The following is a 17,799-nucleotide window of genomic DNA, read 5'->3' as shown; positions in this document are numbered from 1 at the left end:
CCGGCGCAAGGCCCACGCGTCTACATGTACTACACAATCATGTAGTCGGGCGGCGCGGACCCGGGGGGCCGGTGGATGAACCTGGAAGCAGTAGTTCCGTACCGCGAAAGGCAGTTGTCGCGCCATGCCCCCCACCGCGCAGACCGCACCCGTCCTCCCCTCCCTCGCCGGAGTCCCCCTCGTCGACATCTCCGCCACCGGCCCCGGCCGCACACCCCTCCAGCAGATCATGGGGCTGATGCGCGAGCACGGCCCGCTGCTGGTGCGGCGGCTGCACGGCCGGGACGCCACCTTCGTCGCCGATCTCGACCTGGTCACCGAACTCGCCGACGAGAGCCGGTTCGCCAAGGCCGTCGGACCCGCCCTGGAGAACGTGCGGGAGTTCGCCGCCGACGGACTGTTCACCGCGTACAACGACGAGCCCAACTGGGCCAAGGCCCACGACATCCTGATGCCCGCCTTCGCGCTGGGCTCGATGCGCACCTACCACCCGGTGATGCTGGACGTCGCCCGCCGGCTCATCGGCTCCTGGGACCGCGCCGCCCGTGCCGGGCAGCCGGTGAACATCCCCGACGACATGACCCGGATGACGCTCGACACCATCGGCCTCACCGGGTTCGGCTACGACTTCGGCTCCTTCGACCGCGCCGAACCGCACCCCTTCGTCGAGTCGATGGTGCGCTGCCTGGAATGGGCGATGACCCGCCTGGCCCGCACCCCGGACGGCGACCACACGGCCGCGGACGAGGCCTTCCGCGCGGACGCCGGGTATCTCGCGCAGGTCGTGGACGACGTGATCAGCGCCCGCGCGGCCTCCGGCGAGACGGGCTCCGACGACCTCCTCGGCCTCATGCTCTCCGCCACGCACCCGGCCGACGGCACCACCCTCGACACCACCAACATCCGCAACCAGGTGATCACCTTCCTGATCGCCGGGCACGAGACCACCTCCGGGGCGATGTCCTTCGCGATGTACCACCTCGCCAAGGACCCAGCCGTGCTGCAGCTCGTGCAGCGCGAGGTGGACGCCCTGTGGGGCGACACGGCCGACCCCGAGCCGACGTTCGACGAGGTCGGACGGCTCACCTACACCCGCCAGGTCGTCAACGAGGCACTGCGGCTGTGGCCGACGGCCGCCGCCTTCAGCCGCCAGGCCCGCGAGGACACCCTGCTCGGCGGCCGGATCCCGCTGCGCGCAGGCCAGACCCTCACCGTGGTCTCCCCGATGCTGCACCGCCAGCCGGTCTGGGGCGACAACCCCGAGCTGTTCGACCCCTCCCGCTTCACCCCCGAGGCGGAGGCCGCCCGCTCGCCGCACGCCTTCAAGCCCTTCGGCACCGGTGAACGCGCCTGCATCGGACGGCAGTTCGCCCTCCACGAGGCGACCATGCTGCTCGCGCTGCTGGTCCACCGCTACCGCCTCCACGACCACGCCGACTACCGGCTCGCCATCAAGGAGGCGCTCACCCTCAAGCCGGACGGCTTCACGCTCACCCTGACCCCGCGCACCACGGCCGACCGCACCCACGCACCTCTGCCGGGTGCGGCGCCCGTCCGCGGGGATGCCACGGCCGCCGAGACCGAGCTCCCGGCCCGCGTCCGCCCCGGCACCCGTGCCCTCTTCCTGCACGGCAGCAACTACGGCACCTGCCGCGACTTCGCCGGCCGACTCGCCGACGAGGCCGCCGCCATGGGCTGCGAGGCGGAGGTCGCGCCCCTGGACGCGTACGCCGGCGGTCTGCCCACCGACCGGGTGGTCGTGATCACCGCCGCCTCCTACAACGGCCAGCCGACGGACGACGCACGGAAGTTCGCGGCCTGGCTGGACGACGCCACGGACGCGACCGGCGTCACCTACGCCGTCCTCGGCGTCGGCGACCGCAACTGGGCCGCCACCTACCAGCACTTCCCCACCCGCATCGACGAACGCCTCGCCGGCCTGGGCGGCACCCGCCTCCTGGAGCGAGCCGCCGGTGACGCCTCCGGCGACCTCACCGGCACCGTCCGCGCCTTCGCCGCCGGGCTGCGCACCGCGCTCCTCCAGGCGTACGGCGACCCGGACGCCGTCGCCGCCACCGGGGCGGCGCCGACCGCCGCGTATGAGGTCCGGACGCTGACCGGGGGACCGCTGGACGCCCTGGCCGAGCGCCACGAGCTGGTCCCGATGACCGTGACCGAGTCCTACGACCTCACCGCCCCCGGCCACCCCCGCCTCAAGCGGTTCGTACGGCTCGCCCTGCCCGCCGGCACCACCTACCGGACCGCCGACCACGTCAGTGTCCTCCCGGTCAACGGCAAGGCCCTCGTCGAGCGGGCCGCCGCCGCACTCGGCGTCGACCTGGACGCCGTACTGGACATTCGCCCCACCCGCCCGCGCCGCGACGGCCTCGCCGTGAACCAACCCTTGACGGTCCGTCAACTTCTCACATACCACGTCGAGTTGCAGCAGCGGCCGACGCCCGACCAGCTGTCCGCGCTGGCCGCCGCCAACCCCTGCCCGCCGGAACGCGCCCAGCTGGCCACCCTCACCGACGACCCGCGCACCCTCGTGGAGGTCTTGGAGTCGTACCCCGCCCTGCGCGGCGCCCTCGACTGGTCCGCCCTGCTCGACCTCCTCGCGCCGCTGCGACCGCGCCACTATTCGGTGTCCTCGTCCCCGGCGGCCGACCCGGACCGCATCGACCTGATGGTCTCCCTGCTGGAGGCGCCCTCGCGCTCCGGCGCGGGCACCTACCAGGGCGTGGGCTCCGGGTACCTCGCCGGCGTGCAGCCCGGGGACACCGTCCTCGCCCGCGTCCAGCCCTGCCGGGATGCCTTCCGCGTCGACCACTCCCGGCCGGTCGTCATGATCGCGGCGGGCACCGGTCTGGCCCCCTTCCGCGGAGCTGTCGCCGACCGGGTCGCCGCACTGGCACGCGGCGAACAACTCCCGCCCGCCATCTGCTACTTCGGCTGTGACGCCCCGGACGCCGACTTCCTGCACGCCGACGAACTGCGCGCCGCCGAGACCGCCGGTGCCGTCCGGCTCCGCCCGGCCTTCAGCGCGGCCCCGGAGGGCGGGGTGGCCTTCGTGCAGCACCGGATCGCCGCCGAGGCCGACGAGGTGGGGGAACTGCTGGACGCGGGCGCCCGGATCCACGTGTGCGGCGACGGTACGCGGATGGCGCCGGGCGTGCGGGACGCGTTCCGTACCCTGTACCGGGAGCGCACGCCGGACGCCGACGAGGCGGCCGCCGAACAGTGGCTCGACGAACTGGTGCGGAACGGGCGTTACGTCGAGGACGTGTACGCGGCGGGCTGAGCGCGGGGAAAGGGGCGGGTGCGGTGGGGGACTCGATGCACACCGGGGAACGGGCCCGACGCGTTCTGGAGGAGGCGGGCCTGCCCGCCGGCCGCCTCACCCGCGTCCGCCCGCTGGCCGGGGGCACCTACAACACCGTGGAGGAACTCCTCCTCTCCGACGGCAGCCGTTACGTGCTGAAGGTCCCCCCCGCGCCGACCGTGCCGGGCCTGCGGCACGAGAGCCGTCTGTTGGTCTCCGAGGCGGAGTTCTACCGGGCGGCCGCCGAGGCCGGTGTGACGGCGCCGCACGTCGTGGCGGTCGGCGGCGACACCGCCGTACCGCATCTGCTGATGACGGCCTGCCCCGGCGAACCGTGGAACGGTTCCCTCACCGAATCCGAACGCACACCTCTGCGCGCGGAGTTGGGCCGCCAGGTGGCTCGGCTGCACACCGTGACCGGGCCGGGCTTCGGCTATCCGTCCGGCGCCCTCGGACCGCTCGCCCCCGACTGGCGGACGGCCTTCGGCGCCATGGTCGCGGCGGTTCTGGACGACGCCCGCCGCTACCGCGCCCGACTGCCCCGGCCCGCCGACGAGGTGGCACGGACGATCGGGGCCGCCCTCCCCGCCCTCGACGAGGTCACCGTTCCCCGCCTGGTCCACTTCGACCTGTGGGAGGGGAACATCCTCCTGGACCGTCCGGCGGGGAAGGAGCCCCGTATCGGCGGTCTCATCGACGGCGAGCGCATGTTCTGGGGCGACCCCCTCGCGGACTTCGTCTCCCTCGCACTGCTGGGCGACATCAGGAAGGACGAGGCGTTCCTCGCGGGCTACCGGGAAGCCGGCGGGCGGGTCGAGTTCGACACCCCGGCCCGGGTCCGTCTCGCCTCCTACCGCGCCTACCTCTACCTGATCATGCTCAGCGAGACGGTTCCGCGGGCGGTCGACGCCGACCGCGAGCGCTGGGTCCAGGAGGCGGTCGCCCCGGAACTCGTCGCGGCCCTGGAGGAGATCGAGGAACTGGCCCCTCACTAGGCCGGAACGCTTGGTTCAGGTCGTGCATCAAGCAGCGAGGAAACGCCCGTCCGGTGGTCCCGCCGGGTGCGTTGCAGGTCGGGCAGGGTTCGGGAGGAGCCACATGGCGGGGCGCGAGGCCGCCGCCTTTCCGGTCTCCTCCAGCACGGCGACGCCGACCCGGTCGCCGTCGCCGTGCTGGAGGAGACCGCCGAGTACCTGGGCGCGGGCCTGTCCCCCGACCTGATCAACCTCTTCCAGCCCGAGCGCATCCTCATCGGCGGCTGGGCCGGGCTCCAGATGGGCGCGCGGTTCCTGCCCGCCGTACGACGGCACGCAGTGTCGTACGCCCTGCGCCACCGGCCGAGAAGGTCACCGTCGAGCTCGGCCGGCTCGGGCCCGACGCGGTCACCGTCGGCGCCGCGGTCCTCCCGCTCGCCGACTGCTTCGCCCGCGGAGGCCGGCGCCCCGAGCCGGCGCCCCGAGCCGGCGCCCGAGGGACCGGCGCCGGCCTGGCGCACGGCCCTGGAGGAGCGGACTCCGTCCTGACGTTTCGCCGGTCACCGGGGAGGTACTCGCGTGGCGCCCGCACCACGCGAAGGGAGGACACCGTGGCCGAGCACCGCGACGAAGGCCCCGGCGAGAACGGGGCGCCCCTGCCCCGGGACCTGCCGGACCAGCAGGCGCACGACGGCGAGGACCCCTGGGAGGTCGGCGCCGGTCGCGCCCGGGGCGACACCCTCGACACCGACGAGGCCGCGGACGCCGCGGAGTCCGACGAGCCCACCGCCGACGTTCCCGACACGGACGAGTCGGGAACGGGCAGGCGAGGCGCCCCGCGATCGGGCGCCGTCCACCCCGAACACCCGGTACCGGACGAACCATCCGCGTGATCCGCATCCGCTGAGCTGAGGGGCCCTGGGCCCGGCCGCGTACTGCCGCCGAACCCAGGGCCCCTCAGCCGATCAGGATCACAAGATCAGCCGATGCCGGGCCGGTCAGCCGACCTTGTGGCCCTGCAAGGGCTCCGTCCTCGCGCCCGCCCCCTGTTGCATGCCGAGCAGGAACTCCTCCAGCACCTCCGGGGCCGTGTGGTCCGGGTGCCAGCCGAGTTCCGTGCGGGCACGGGTGCAGTCCATCAGGGGAAGCCGGAGGACCGCGTCGAAGAGGTGCGGGGAGGCGGGCAGCAGGTGCAGGCCCCACGCGGCGGCGATCGCCGAGCGGGCCGCGGGGCGCGACAGCCGTACCGGGCGGGCGCCGAGCATCTCACCCAGCAGCTCCGCGTCGACGGGGGGTTCGCCCGCGAGGTTGAAGGGGCCGTTGACATTGGTGCCCACGGCGAGCCGGTACGCCTTGGCCGCGTCGTCGGTGTGCAGGGCCTGGACGCGCAGGCCCGGGATGTCGGGGAGGAACGGCAGCAGGTCCGGTCGGGCCAGCTGGCCGGGCAGGAAGCGCCCGCCGAAGATGCGGCGCTGCTCGCTCGCCGACTCCCGCTTGAAGAGGAAGGCTGGTCGCATCCGCACCACCCGGATGTCGGGGTGGTCGCGCTCGAACGTGTCCAGGGCCCGCTCCAGATAGGCCTTCTCCCGGCAGTACGCGGCGTCCGGCCAGCCGTGCGTCGGCCAGTTCTCGTCCACCGCGTGATCCTTCGGCCCCGGCGAGTACGCGCCGACGGACGAGGCGTGCACCAGGGTCGGCACGGCGGCCGTGGCCACCGCGTCGAACACCCGGATGGAACCGAGAACGTTCGTGCGCCAGGTCGTCGCCGGGTCGTGCGTCGGCTGGAACGCCCACGCTAGATGGACCACCGCGTCCGCGCCCTCGAACTCCTTGATCAGGTCGGACTGGTCGGACGCCAGGTCGACCGCCGACCACTCCGTCTTCGGGGCCTCCCAGTCGGGGAGCCGGCGGGCCAGCCCCCGCACGGATTCGACCTTCGCGTCCTCGGAGAGGAGGCGCACCAGGCTGGTGCCGACATTGCCGGTGGCGCCCGTGACCACGATCCTGCTGCCCGTTGTGCTGCTCACCTTCGGCTCCTCTCGGCCGCGGGTCCGACGGGACCGCCCGAGTACCCGGCCGTCGGCGATGCACGCGGCCCCCTGCTCGGGAGCGCGAAGGGGAGTGCTCTCGACGTCGAGCGTGACCGGTGGCCCTGCCGGGCGGGCAGACGTGCCGGCAGAAAAGGGGGAAGCCCCGACCGGACGGGGGAATCACGGTCGGGGCTGGCTCAGTGTGGGCGCGGATGGCGGTCGCCTCTCGGCGAACGGCTCCACAGGGCTTCAGCCGAACGATCGTCCCTGTGGGCAAAAGGTGAGGCCCGGGGACACTGTCCCATCCGCACCCACGGTTTGTTCAACGGGCAACCACCTGTGGATGTTCCACGGTCTGACGCCCCGTGGGGTGATCCGTGTCACGGTCACCGGGCGTCGGCGGGCAGGGTCTCTTCCGTGTCACGGTCACCGGGCGTCAGCGGGCAGAGTCTCGTTCCACAGGTTCTCCGCCTGCAGCAGCAGAGTCCCCAGAACGGCCGTCCTGCCCGCGTCCTGCGCGGCGTGTTCCCGCAGCCCGCTCTGCAGTTCCTCGTGCAGCTTCCGCATCCTGGCGTCGGCCTCGCCGTCCGGGCGAGTGTCCTCGTCGGTACCCAGCAGCCGCCGGTTCTCCGCGTGGCACGCGTCCCCGATCAGCTCCAGGAGACGGGCGTACGAGTACAGCGCGGGGCCGTCGGGCGGGGCGGGCGTGCGGTCGCCGTCGGCCGCCACCGCCAGGGTCTGGGTCAGCGCTCCGACATGCCCGGTGATACGACTCCAGCGCTCGTCCTCCTCCACGGGCGGTACGGTCGGCGGCACCCGGTGCAGGGCCCGCAGCGGGCCGGAGGTGAAGCGCAGGCTCTCGAGGCTCCAGCCGCGGGCCGACCTCAACGCCTCCAGCCGTCGCTCCAGACGCGACGAGGCACTCGACCAGCCGGCGGCGGACTGCGCGTCCCACTCGCTGTCCCGCAGATCGCCGGCGAGGCTGTGCAGCAGGTCGCCCGTCTCCGCGGCGAGCGCCGCCAGGTTCTCCCGTACGTTCCGCAGATGGATCGGCGGCAGTACGAGCGCGTTGACGGCGACCCCGATGACCGCGCCCAGCGCCGCCTGCCCCACCCGGTGCCCCACCGCCGACGCCGTGACCGTACCGGTGGCGAGGGTGAACACCGCGGTGGTCGCGCCGTAGATGCCCTGGTCGCCGAAGCGGTGCCAGTTCGAGAGCAGCATCAGCACCGGCGCGCACAGCGCCAGCGCACCCAGCGTGTCGCCGGTGAGCCACTGGGCTGCCGACGCCAGCAGCGCCCCGACGCAGATCGCCGTGAACTGCTGCGCGGCCTGCCTGAGCGAGCTGTAGACCGTGGCCTGCACCAGCACGAGCGCCACCCAGGGCGCCATCAGGGCCATCGGATCGCCCATCCAGTCGCTCGCCACGTACCAGGCGAGCAGCGCCGCCGCCGCGGCCTTCAGCGACTGGATGACCAGATCACGTTCCCGCCCGGGTCCTCGCCAGACCGCCCGGACCGCCTGCCCCACGACGTGTGCCTCCCGCCGCAGGGCGTCGGCCGGGCGGGCGCAGCTCACTCGTACGCCATCTGTCACACGGATCATTCCGGGTGAGTAACCGCGTGGCCCGGCCTCTCACCTCCGGGCGGCTCAGCCCAGGGGACTCTGGTCCAACGATGCCAACAGGTCGGCGGGATCGGCGTAGATCGCGGTCGCACCCGCCTCCTCCAGGTCCGCACGGGGAATGCCGCCGCACAGGACGCCCACGCAGCGCACCCCGGCCCTGGTGCCCGCACGCATGTCCCAGACCGTGTCGCCGACGAACACGGCCCCTTCGGCGGGCACTTCGGCCAGTTCCAGGGCGTGTTCCACGGGCTCGGGCGCGGGCTTGCCCTCCGCCACGTCGTCGGCGCTCGCGGTGGCGGCGATCGCGTCGTCCGCCCCGATCGCACGCCGCAGGGCGTCCAGTTCCGCGCCGCTCGCCGAGGTGGCGAGCACCACCCTCCAACCCCGCTGGTCCAGTCGCCGCAGCAGCCGCCCGGCGTCCTGGAGCGCGGGCAGCCGGTCGAAGTACTGGCCGTACAGGGCCTTGTGGGCGGCGCTCAGCTCCGCGTCCCGGTCCTTGTCCCGGTCCTCGCCGAGCAGATGGGCGATGAGGTCGGTGGAGCTGAGTCCCACGGCCCGGTGTACGGCGTGCATCGGCACCCGGTGGCCCGTCTGGCGGAAGGCCTCCCACCAGGTCGTGACGTGGAGGTGATTGGTGTCGACGAGGGTCCCGTCGACGTCGAACACGGCCGCCCGTTCCACCATTCGTCCGTCCCTTCCTGTGCTCTGTCGGCGCACGAGTACCACGTCAGGGCATCGCCACTCGGTCCGGTACCCGGTCCTCCCGGCTCCAGGCCAGCAGCTCCTCCATGGACCAGGTGGTGACCACGCGCTCGGGGGGCACCCCGCACTCCTCCGCCCGCGCACACCCGTGGATCTGCCAGTCCAGCTGGCCGGGCGCGTGCGCGTCGGTGTCGACGGAGAACAGCACGCCCGCGGCCAGGGCCCGGCTGAGCAGCCGCCGCGGCGGATCGAGCCGCTCGGGCCGGCTGTTGATCTCGACGGCCGTACCGGACTCGGCGCACGCGGCGAACACCTCGTCCGCGTCGAACTGCGACTCGGGCCGCCCCCGTCCCGTCACCAGCCGCCCCGTGCAGTGCCCGAGGACGTCCGCGTGCGGATCGCGTACGGCGGCCACCATGCGGCGGGTCATCGAGCGGGCGTCCATCCGCAGCTTGGAGTGCACGGACACCACCACGACGTCCAGCCGTTCCAGCAGCTCCGGCTCCTGGTCGAGCGAGCCGTCGTCGAGGATGTCGCACTCGATGCCGGTGAGGAGGCGGAACGGCGCCCACGTCTCGTTGAGTTCCGCCACCACCTCCAGCTGCCGACGCAGTCGCTCGGGCGACAGCCCGCGTGCCACGGTCAGCCGCGGCGAGTGGTCGGTCAGCACCGCCCACTCGTGGCCCAGCTCCGCCGCCGCCCGGCCCATCTCCTCGATCGGGCTGCCGCCGTCCGACCAGTCGGAGTGCAGATGGCAGTCCCCGCGCAGCAGCGCCCGCAGCCGCTCCCCGCCCAGGGTCAGCGGGGACGCGGCCTCGCCCTCCAGCTTCTCGAGGTAGCCGGGCACCCGGCCGTCCAGCGCCTCGCGCACCACCTGCGCCGTCTTCGGGCCGACGCCCTTGAGCGACTCCAGCGTCCCGGCGTCCGCCCGCTCGCGCACCTCGCCCTCGGGCAGCGCGGCCAGCACACGGGCCGCTGTCCGGAAGGCGCGCACACGGTACGTCGGCTCGCGGGACCGCTCCAGCAGGAAGCCGATCCGCTCCAGGGCCTCCACGGGATCCATCGCCACCTCCTCCTCAAGAGTTCCCCAGGCCGAGGCGGGTCGCACGACGAGACGGGCGACCGCCCGACCCTCGGGCGGTTTGTCCGGTACCTGGCCGGGTACTGCGATGCCTCATCACCCTCGCCCGCGTTCACGAGGAGGCCAGTCATGTCCGCCCCCACCGAGCCCCGCAGCAAGGTGGCCGTGATCACCGGCGCCGACTCCGGCATCGGCAAGGCCACCGCCGTCCGCCTGGCCAGGGCGGGGATGGACGTCGGCATCACCTGGAACAGCGACCTCAAGGGCGCCGAGGAGACCGCCGAGGAGGTCCGTGCCCACGGGCAACGCGCCGCCGTCGCCCAGATGGACCTGACCCGGCTGCCCACCGCCGCCGACACCGTCGACGAGCTCTGCGACCGGCTCGGCCGCCTCGACGTCCTGGTCAACAACGCCGGTACGGGCACCATGACGCCGTTCCTCGACCTGGAACTCGACGACGTCCGCGAGGTCATCGACGTCGACCTGATCGGCCCGTTCCTGTGCGGTCAGAAGGCGGCCCGGCACATGATCCAGCAGGGCGGCGGCGGCCGGATCGTCAACGTGACGTCCGTCCACGAACACCAGCCGCGGGTCGGCGCCGCCCCCTACTGCGCGGCCAAGGGCGGCCTCGGTCTGCTCACCCAGGTCATGGCCCTGGAGCTCGCCGAGCACGGCATCACCGTCAACGCGGTGGCACCGGGCGAGATCGCCACCCCCATGACCGGCCAGGAGGACACCGACCCGCACACCGAGGACCGCCCCGGCGTCCCGCTCGGCCGCCCCGGCGACGCCCGCGAGGTCGCTGCCGTGATCGCCTTCCTCGCCGGCCCCGACGCCTCGTACGTCACCGGCGCCTCCTGGAGTGTGGACGGCGGCATGCTCCGGATGGGCCCGCAGGCCGGCTCGCACCTGAGCAGCGACGACTGGCGCCGTCCTTGAAACCACGCCCGTGAGGCCGCGCACGGTTGCTGCGACTGTCCCGGCTTCGCCCGCGTCCGCCACGCCCGCGTCCGCCACGGCCGGGGCGTCCGCTGCGGGGACGTGTCCGGCGAGCCGCGAACCCGGCTCTCCCACGGCTCGCGCTCTACGCTCTATACATGACCGAAAGCGAGAGCCCCTACATCGCTCACCCGCGGATCCTGGTGCTCGGGGTGCAGCCGACCACGCCGCCCTTCCGGATCGTGGAGATCGACGGCCAGGTGGTCGGTGAGGCGAGGGCCGTCACCGACGTCCTGGAAGCCGCCGCCGCCTTCGGCATCACCGTCCACGACCTGGACGATCCGGACGTGGTGCGCTGGGTGGGCGGCGACAAGTTCACCTGGACCCGGCACTGACCGACCCGCTCAGCCGACCGTCCACTTCCGGCCGGCGCCCCCGGTGCAGGTCCGGAGCCGCAGCCGGGTGCCGTCGGCCGAACGGTTTCCCGTCACGTCGGGGCACTTGTCGGCCTGAGGCTCGACGACGTCGCCGGCCGCGGAGTCGGCCCACCGCTGGTCGGCGCCGTCCGTGCGGTCCCACAGGTGGACGGCCGAGCCGGCCGTGGTGCCGTTGCCCGTGAGGTCCGGGCGCTTGCCGAGCGCGCGGAGCGTGCCGTCCGTGCCGATGGTCCCCTGCTGGTCGGCGCTGCCGTCGCAGTCGTAGAGCTGTACGGGAGTGCCGTCGGCGGAGTCGGCCACGGCCACGTCGACGCACTTGCCGGCCGGCCCTCTGATCGCGCCGCCGGTGGCCGTGCCGCCGGTCGTCACCGACACGTGGTCCACCCCCAGCAGCGGGGCAAGACGGCGGAGCCGTCGGGGGCGCCGGGCCGGTGGCCGCCGACCGCGAGGTTCAGGATCAGGAAGCAGGACGAGGAGTTGGGAGGGGGAGGGCGGCGAGGCCCACTCGGGCTCCCGCCGCCCTCCCCCTTCGGCCTCAGCTGTGCACGGCCCGGCTCAGCCGCCTCCCCAGCATGAGGTAGCCCACCAGCGCCCCGGTCGTGTTGAGGATGACGTCGTCGATGTCGAAGGCCCGGCCGGTGATCAGCGCGCCCTGGGCGAACTCCACCAGGAGCATGACGGTCGCCGTCAGCAGGAGCACCCGCAGGATTCCGCGGGTCCGCGGAGCGACGACCGGCACCAGCACACCGAACGGGACGCCCAGCAGCAGGTTCCCGCCGATCTGCTTGACGGCGTCCCGCAGCGCCGGCTGGTCCAGGTAGGCCCGCAGGGAGCGCCCCGGCCGCATGTTGGTGTGCGTCAGCGCCTCCGACGCGGGGGAGGGCTCCAGAGTCAGCCGGGCCAGGACGACGGCGAACGCCACCATCACCGCGAAAGCGCACAGCATCGCCAGCAGACGAAGGGGAAAAGGCACCGAATGCCGCTCGCGCCGGGCCGAGCGCGACCCACGCCCGGCCTTGGCGGTCTTGCTGCCTCTTCCCGTCTTGCCGTTGGCGGGCTCGGCGGTCTTCTCCGGCTTCGTGGCTCTGCCGGACCTGGCGGAGCGCAGGCGAAAAGCGGTACGTGGACTTGAGGCTGTACGGGCCATGCGGTCCTCCGGTCTTCAACCTGCCTGCGTCACAGGGCGGTTACCCGCGAACCGGCCGAGAATGCGGCCGAGCAGCCTCGGGCCGACCCGCCCGCCGTTTCCCTTCGAGACGACCGGCTCGGCGAGCGGCCCGAGACCCGGCCGGCTGCGCCGGATCCCGGACACCATGACGGCCGTGCCCGCGGTGCTGCTCGGCGGGGCTCTTGCTGTCGGCGTCGCACCCGGCTTCGGTCCCGACGTGGTGGCCCACGCCGGGAACGAAGCCGGGTCCGGCGGCGCCGTGGTCGCCTTCGTGCACCGGACCCCGGTCGGCATCCTGTTGGGTCTCGCCGCGGCCGCGCCGGCCATGGGCCTCGCGGCCGCGGCCGTCACTCGACCGGCGCTGCTCGCCGTGCCGGGGCGGGCCCAGCCGCTCAGGCGTCCGCGGTCCGGGCACGCCGGCGACTACCCGGCCCGAGTGCCGGTCGGCACCACGATGCTCGGCGCCCTCGCCCTGCCGGGTATGCGAAGCGCCTGATCAGGTGCCGTAGCTGACCTCCACCTTCTTGAAGCCGAGGGAGCCCAGCAGGCCCTTCAGCATGTTCGTGGTGTTCGTCTCGGCGCGCTTGGTCAGTTCGCTGTCCTTCGCCGCCTCGCTGATGTGCCGTACCGCGAGCTTCTGCACGGCCTGTTCGCTGTTGGGGTTGTCGGAGAAGAGGTCGCCGAGGCGGTCGAGGAGACCGCGCTGTTTGGAGACCGCGTAGGAACGGTCGGCGTCGAGGGACGCCTTGCCGAGTTGCGCGTGCGGCAGCCGCAGGGTGGCGGACGTTCGGTCCTCGTTGACCGTCACCTCGTTCTTGCCGACCTTGCCGAGGTCGACGTAGGCGTCGACGGTGCCCGCCCCGACGTACAGGGTGCGGGAGCCGCGGATCGCGTCGGGCAGGTATTTGGTGTCCTTCTCCAGGTCGACGACGATCTGGAAGTTGCCGGAGGCGGCGTCGTAACGGCTGATGTCCTGGATGGACTGGAGCAGTGCGGGGCCCGAACGGTCGTGCGTCTCCGTGCCGAACAGGTCCTTGAGACCCGGCAGCACGCTCAGCCGGATCCCGGCGAAGAACACGACGAGCACCAGCACCACGGCGCTCACCGCCTTCGCCCAGCCCGGCATACGTGTGGACACGCGCCTGATGGGAGTCGTCATGGCGACGGCCCTCCTTCCTACTGTTCGAATTCCCCTCAAAGGCGTTGGCAGACCGTCTCGTTGGCCGATTGACACCGCTGACGGAGGCAAGGAGGGCGCACTAGCGTGAAGAACCCGTCCGACCGGCGCGTCTGGAGACCCGGATGAGCGCAGACAGCACCTCCCGCACCCTTCCTCCCATGCACCGTGTCACCCTCCCCCAGCCCGGCCCGCCCCACCAGGTCACCCTCGCCACCGGCACGCCGGTCTGGCTCGTGACCCGGTACGCCGAGGTACGGCAGGTGCTGATGGACCCGCGGTTCGACCGGAGATCCCTGCGCGCCGAGGACGCCCCGCCCCTGCTCGTCGTACCGAACCTGCTGGACGCCCCCGACGGCCTCCTCAACCAGGACGGCCCCGACCATCAGCGGCTGCGCGGCACGGTCCAGCGGGCGTTCACACCCCGGGCGATCGCCCGCTGGCGGCCCTGGGTGGCCTCGGTGGTGGAGTCCCTCCTCGACGACTTCGCGCGCAGCCCCCAGCCGGCCGACATCGTCGAGGGGTTCACCCGGGCCCTGCCCGTCTCGGTCGTCTCCCGCCTGATGGGGCTGGCCGACGCGGACTGGGAGCGCATCAGGCACTGGGCCGACCACGCCCTGTCCGGCGGGGCGCACACCGCCGAGGACGTCGGCCTGGCCATGCGGGAGTTCGGTGCCTTCGCCGCGGGGCTGGTCGTCGAGCGGCGGAAGGACCCCGGCGACGACCTGGTCAGCGGGCTGGTGGAGGCGGGCGACGAGCTCGGGATCGACGAACGGCGGCTGGTGACCCTGGTCCTGGGACTGGTCGTGGCCGGACACGAGACCACCATGACGGCACTCGGCAACATGCTCGTCTTTCTCCTCACCGACGGGCGGGCGGCCTGGCCGGGACTCGCGGAGAGCGAGGAGGCGGCGGCGACCGCGGTCGAGCAGCTGCTGCGCTCGGTGCCGCTCAGCGAGGGCAGGGTGCTGCCCGGCCTGATCCGCCGGGCCGTCGAGGACGTGGAGATCGGCGGTGTGACCATCCCGGCGGGCGGTGTGGTCGCCGTCCAGACCAACTCCGCGGGCCGCGACCCCGACGTCTTCCCGCCGGGACCGCCCGACCTCTTCGCACCTCTGACCTCGCCCGGCGTGGTCTTCGGCGCCGGCCCCCACCACTGCCTGGGCGCCTGGCTCGCCCGCCTGGAACTGGGTCTCGCCCTGCACCGCCTGGCCACCCGCTTCCCGGGCCTGCGGGCCGCGTTCACCCCCGGGACCATCGAGTGGCGGGAGGGACAGATGACCCGCAGTCCGAGCCGACTGCCGGTGTCCTGGTAGGCGATCGGGCTACTGCGTCTTGAGCTCACGGTCGCCGGACGGCCGCGACCACCACACCCCCTCGCCGTGCGTCAGCCCGGGCAGCCGCAGTTCGACCTCACGCACCCGCCGGGCCGGGAGCTCACCGGTGATCAGCCACGCCGTGGCGCCGCCCGTGGTCCCGGTGAACTCGGTTCCGGCGGCGGCCAGCTGGGCGGTGACCGGCGCCAGCGCGTCCAGCGGGACCTCCGCCTCGAAGGCGTGGTACGGCTCGTACAGCCTGGTCCCCGCCTGTGCGAGGGCCCGGCGCAGCACGATCGGCGTGAGTCCGCGGAAGTCGGCGGCGGTGCTGAGCGGCGCGCAGAAGCCGGAGCGGGTCAGCGTGACCCGGTAGTCCGTGACGGACGCGCCGCACAGCCCGGCGGCCATGCTCGCGTGGACCGTCTCCTCGATGGCCTGGTGGAAGGCGCGGGGGAGTGCGCCGAGCTCCGTCTCGTACGTGAACACCCCGCCGGAACCGAGGGGGCCGGGCTCCACGCGCAGTCCGATCGTCGCCCAGTAGCGGGTGCGGTCGTGCCACGGCAGCTCGTCCCGGGCCTCCCCGAGGCCGGCCGGGCGTTCCAGGAACCGGACCCGGCCCGGCTCGAAGTCGGCCTCGATCCCGAAGTCGTCGGCGAGCGTCGCCGCGAGGACCTCCATCTGGACCTCGCCGTACAGGAGCAGCGCCGTGGCGCCCGAGGCGGCCGGACGGGCGTGCATCAGCGGGTCCTGGTCGGCGAGGGCGAGCAGGGCGGAGCGCAGGGGTGTCGACTGTTCGGGCCGGCGGGCCCTGACGAGGGTCTCCAGCGTCGGCGGCGCGAACTGCGGGGTGCGGTCACCTCGGCCGTCGCCGAGCCGGTCACCCACCCGGATGCCCGCGACGCCGGTCAGAGCCGCGATGTTCCCGGCGGTGAGCTGCTCCGCCCCGCCGACGACGTCCAGGCCCGTCACCCGTCCGGTCACCTCCGTGGTCCGGCCGTCGGCCTCGCGCCGCAGGAACGTGAGGCGCCGGCGCCGGGTCACCTCACCCTCGTGGAGGCGCAGATACGCCGTCCGCTCGCCGCCTGGGCCGGGCCGTACCGCGAACACCGTGCCGCGTGGTGCGCGGCCCGGCGTCGTGGGGGCCGGCGGGATCAGCCGGGTCACGCTCTCGGCCAGGTGGGCGACGCCCTGGCCGCCGAGGGCCGAGCCGAAGAGGACGGGGTGGAAGGAGCCGTCGGCGGTGCGCGCGGCCAGTGCCTCGCGCAGGTCGTCCGGGGTCGGTTCGGGGCCGTCCACGACCGCCGCCAGGACGTCCGGGTCGACCTCGGCGAGTGCCTCGGCCAGCCGTCGGCCGGCCGGGAGCGGCACCGCACGGGCCTGGGCCGTACCGATGCCCGTCACGTCCGTGAGCGGTGCGACGTGCGGGGTCAGCCGGTGCCGGATGTCGGCGAGCAGGGCGTCGGAGCGGGCGCCGGCTCGGTCGATCTTGTTGACGAAGACGAGCGTGGGCAGCCGCAGCCGCCGCAGGGTCCGCATCAGGACCCGGGTCTGCGCCTGTACGCCCTCCACGGCGGACAGCAGCAGCACCGCGCCGTCGAGGACTTCCAGGACGCGCTCGACCTCGGCGATGAAGTCCGAGTGCCCCGGGGTGTCGATGAGGTTGACCTGTGTGTCGCCGACGGTGAAGGCGGCGACGGCGGAGCGGATGGTGATGCCGCGCTGTCGCTCGATCGTCCCGTCGTCCGTGCGGGTGTCACCGGCGTCGACGCTGCCGAGCCGCTCGATCGCGCCGTGGTCGAACAGGAGCCGCTCGGTCAGGCTGGTCTTACCGGCGTCGACGTGGGCCAGAATTCCGATGTTCAGGGTGTGCATGCGTGGTCGTGTCCTCGAGAACCGTCGTCCAGTAGGGGCGCTGGGGGTTGTCGAGGAGTCGGCGCATGCGAGGGATCCTGACGTGAGGGAACCGGGACGTCCCCATCATGGCTCGCGCCCGTGGACGGTTCGCAACCGGTTTTCGCTCGGCCCGTAGCATGAGCCCCGGCAGCCGGAATGATCATGCGAGGAGCAGGTCGTGCGAGACATCGCGGTATTCAGCGGGAGTGCCCATCCCGAGCTGGCCCAGGAGGTCTGTGCGCATCTCGGAGTGCCGCTCAGTCCCACCCGGGTCAGCCGGTTCGCGAACGACTGCCTGGAGGTGCAGCTCCAGGCGAACTGCCGGGAGCGGGACGTCTACCTCATCCAGCCGCTGGTCAGGCCGGTACAGGAGCACCTCGTGGAGCTCCTGCTGATGTGCGACGCGGCGCGCGGGGCGTCGGCGGGGCGGATCACCGTCGTCATGCCGCACTACTCCTACGCCCGCTCCGACAAGAAGGACGCTCCCCGTATCTCACTGGGCGGGCGGCTGGTCGCGGACCTGATGGTGGCGGCCGGCACGAGCCGCGTCCTGGCGATGACGCTGCACTCGCCGCAGGTGCACGGCTTCTTCTCGGTCCCGGTCGACCACCTGCACGCGCTGCGCGAGCTGGCCGTGCACTTCCGGCAGTACGACCTGTCCCGCACCACCGTCGTCTCGCCGGACCTCGGCAACGCCAAGGAGGCAGCCGCCTTCGCCCGGCTGATCGGCGCCCAGGTGGCGGCCGGCGCCAAACAGCGGTTCGCGGACGACCGGGTCAGCATCAACTCGGTCATCGGCGAGGTCGCCGGACGGGACGTCATCGTGCTGGACGACGAGATCGCCAAGGGGAGTACGGTCCTGGAACTCCTGGAGCGGCTGCGGGAGCTGGGGCCGCGCTCCATCAGGGTCGCCTGCACCCACGGACTGTTCGCGGACGGGGCGCTCAAGCGGATCGGCGAGCAGCCCGACGTACTGGAGATCGTGTGCACCAACACCGTGCCGGTCCCCGAGCAGGAGCGCACGGACAAGCTGCGGATCCTGACCGTCGCCCCGGCGCTCGCCGAGGCCGTACGCCGCATTCACAACGGTGAGTCCGTCAGCGCCCTGTTCGACGCGCCGCGAACCGAATAGCC

General features: G+C 73.1%; 15 protein-coding genes and 2 pseudogenes. 9 read left to right on the top strand and 8 right to left on the bottom strand.

The window, feature by feature from the left end:
• The first annotated feature begins 124 nt into the window (after positions 1-124).
• The 4 genes and pseudogenes from ACFWWR_RS24670 to ACFWWR_RS24655 all read left to right on the top strand — a co-directional run bounded on the left by ACFWWR_RS24670 (position 125) and on the right by ACFWWR_RS24655 (position 5,189).
• Entirely contained in the window at positions 125-3,301 is a 3,177-nt protein-coding gene (locus ACFWWR_RS24670) for a bifunctional cytochrome P450/NADPH--P450 reductase (protein ID WP_384305325.1), read from the top strand.
• A 35-nt stretch (positions 3,302-3,336) separates the two neighbouring features.
• Entirely contained in the window at positions 3,337-4,317 is a 981-nt protein-coding gene (locus ACFWWR_RS24665; RefSeq protein WP_383863089.1) for a phosphotransferase family protein, read from the top strand.
• 150 nt (positions 4,318-4,467) lie between these two features.
• Positions 4,468-4,845 (top strand): annotated as a pseudogene (locus ACFWWR_RS24660) (ROK family protein); the annotation flags it as partial.
• Positions 4,846-4,907: 62 nt separating this feature from the next.
• Positions 4,908-5,189, top strand: coding sequence for a hypothetical protein (locus ACFWWR_RS24655; protein WP_383863086.1), 282 nt, complete (start codon positions 4,908-4,910; stop codon positions 5,187-5,189).
• Between the two features lie 105 nt (positions 5,190-5,294).
• Here ACFWWR_RS24655 and ACFWWR_RS24650 read toward each other — a convergent pair whose 3' ends face one another.
• The 4 genes from ACFWWR_RS24650 to ACFWWR_RS24635 all read right to left on the bottom strand — a co-directional run bounded on the left by ACFWWR_RS24650 (position 5,295) and on the right by ACFWWR_RS24635 (position 9,717).
• The gene (locus tag ACFWWR_RS24650) at positions 5,295-6,323 is read right to left on the bottom strand and encodes an SDR family oxidoreductase (protein ID WP_384305323.1); all 1,029 of its coding nucleotides are present in this window, start codon (positions 6,321-6,323) and stop codon (positions 5,295-5,297) included.
• 429 nt (positions 6,324-6,752) lie between these two features.
• Positions 6,753-7,931, bottom strand: a complete 1,179-nt coding sequence (locus tag ACFWWR_RS24645; protein WP_383863081.1) for an aromatic acid exporter family protein — start codon at positions 7,929-7,931, stop codon at positions 6,753-6,755.
• Positions 7,932-7,976: 45 nt separating this feature from the next.
• Positions 7,977-8,633, bottom strand: a complete 657-nt coding sequence (locus ACFWWR_RS24640; protein WP_383863232.1) for an HAD family hydrolase — start codon at positions 8,631-8,633, stop codon at positions 7,977-7,979.
• Positions 8,634-8,679: 46 nt separating this feature from the next.
• The gene (locus ACFWWR_RS24635; protein ID WP_384305320.1) at positions 8,680-9,717 is read right to left on the bottom strand and encodes a PHP domain-containing protein; all 1,038 of its coding nucleotides are present in this window, start codon (positions 9,715-9,717) and stop codon (positions 8,680-8,682) included.
• A 147-nt stretch (positions 9,718-9,864) separates the two neighbouring features.
• Here ACFWWR_RS24635 and ACFWWR_RS24630 point away from each other — a divergent pair, with 147 nt between their 5' ends.
• Positions 9,865-10,674 (top strand): SDR family oxidoreductase, encoded by an 810-nt coding sequence (locus tag ACFWWR_RS24630; RefSeq protein ID WP_383863076.1) that lies wholly within the window; start codon positions 9,865-9,867, stop codon positions 10,672-10,674.
• A 158-nt stretch (positions 10,675-10,832) separates the two neighbouring features.
• Positions 10,833-11,069, top strand: coding sequence for a hypothetical protein (locus ACFWWR_RS24625; protein WP_217237807.1), 237 nt, complete (start codon positions 10,833-10,835; stop codon positions 11,067-11,069).
• A 9-nt stretch (positions 11,070-11,078) separates the two neighbouring features.
• On the opposite strand, the pseudogene ACFWWR_RS24620 reads toward ACFWWR_RS24625, so the two are convergent.
• Positions 11,079-11,575 (bottom strand): annotated as a pseudogene (locus tag ACFWWR_RS24620) (ricin-type beta-trefoil lectin domain protein); the annotation flags it as partial.
• Positions 11,576-11,646: 71 nt separating this feature from the next.
• Positions 11,647-12,258 (bottom strand): VanZ family protein, encoded by a 612-nt coding sequence (locus ACFWWR_RS24615; RefSeq protein WP_383863073.1) that lies wholly within the window; start codon positions 12,256-12,258, stop codon positions 11,647-11,649.
• A gap of 61 nt (positions 12,259-12,319) precedes the next feature.
• On the opposite strand from ACFWWR_RS24615, the gene ACFWWR_RS24610 reads away from it, so the two are divergent.
• A complete protein-coding gene (locus ACFWWR_RS24610; RefSeq protein ID WP_384305317.1) occupies positions 12,320-12,775 on the top strand; it encodes a hypothetical protein in 456 nt (151 codons plus the stop codon).
• Here the strand turns inward: ACFWWR_RS24610 and ACFWWR_RS24605 are convergent, their stop codons facing one another.
• On the bottom strand, positions 12,776-13,438 hold the full coding sequence (locus tag ACFWWR_RS24605; protein WP_383863067.1) for a DUF4230 domain-containing protein: 663 nt from the start codon (positions 13,436-13,438) through the stop codon (positions 12,776-12,778).
• A gap of 143 nt (positions 13,439-13,581) precedes the next feature.
• On the opposite strand from ACFWWR_RS24605, the gene ACFWWR_RS24600 reads away from it, so the two are divergent.
• On the top strand, positions 13,582-14,772 hold the full coding sequence (locus ACFWWR_RS24600) for a cytochrome P450 (protein ID WP_384305315.1): 1,191 nt from the start codon (positions 13,582-13,584) through the stop codon (positions 14,770-14,772).
• Positions 14,773-14,781: 9 nt separating this feature from the next.
• Here the strand turns inward: ACFWWR_RS24600 and otr(A) are convergent, their stop codons facing one another.
• On the bottom strand, positions 14,782-16,644 hold the full coding sequence (gene otr(A), locus ACFWWR_RS24595; protein ID WP_384305312.1) for a tetracycline resistance ribosomal protection protein Otr(A): 1,863 nt from the start codon (positions 16,642-16,644) through the stop codon (positions 14,782-14,784).
• Positions 16,645-16,843: 199 nt separating this feature from the next.
• Between otr(A) and ACFWWR_RS24590 the strand changes: the two genes are divergently transcribed.
• Positions 16,844-17,797 (top strand): ribose-phosphate diphosphokinase, encoded by a 954-nt coding sequence (locus ACFWWR_RS24590; RefSeq protein ID WP_383863059.1) that lies wholly within the window; start codon positions 16,844-16,846, stop codon positions 17,795-17,797.
• Positions 17,798-17,799: the final 2 nt, after the last annotated feature.

The organism is Streptomyces sp. NPDC058678, assembly GCF_042714835.1.
Classification (GTDB): Bacteria; Actinomycetota; Actinomycetes; order Streptomycetales; family Streptomycetaceae; genus Streptomyces.
This window is presented reverse-complemented; position numbering and strand designations above follow the sequence as displayed.

Coding starts and splice junctions, on each gene's coding strand:
- ACFWWR_RS24600 (WP_384305315.1), top strand. CDS start 13,582: ATGAGCGCAGACAGCACCTCCCGCACCCTTCCTCCCATGCACCGTGTC.
- ACFWWR_RS24665 (WP_383863089.1), top strand. CDS start 3,337: ATGCACACCGGGGAACGGGCCCGACGCGTTCTGGAGGAGGCGGGCCTG.
- ACFWWR_RS24670 (WP_384305325.1), top strand. CDS start 125: ATGCCCCCCACCGCGCAGACCGCACCCGTCCTCCCCTCCCTCGCCGGA.
- ACFWWR_RS24625 (WP_217237807.1), top strand. CDS start 10,833: ATGACCGAAAGCGAGAGCCCCTACATCGCTCACCCGCGGATCCTGGTG.
- ACFWWR_RS24645 (WP_383863081.1), bottom strand. CDS start 7,931: ATGATCCGTGTGACAGATGGCGTACGAGTGAGCTGCGCCCGCCCGGCC.
- ACFWWR_RS24630 (WP_383863076.1), top strand. CDS start 9,865: ATGTCCGCCCCCACCGAGCCCCGCAGCAAGGTGGCCGTGATCACCGGC.
- ACFWWR_RS24635 (WP_384305320.1), bottom strand. CDS start 9,717: ATGGATCCCGTGGAGGCCCTGGAGCGGATCGGCTTCCTGCTGGAGCGG.
- ACFWWR_RS24610 (WP_384305317.1), top strand. CDS start 12,320: ATGCGGCCGAGCAGCCTCGGGCCGACCCGCCCGCCGTTTCCCTTCGAG.
- ACFWWR_RS24615 (WP_383863073.1), bottom strand. CDS start 12,258: ATGGCCCGTACAGCCTCAAGTCCACGTACCGCTTTTCGCCTGCGCTCC.
- ACFWWR_RS24605 (WP_383863067.1), bottom strand. CDS start 13,438: ATGACGACTCCCATCAGGCGCGTGTCCACACGTATGCCGGGCTGGGCG.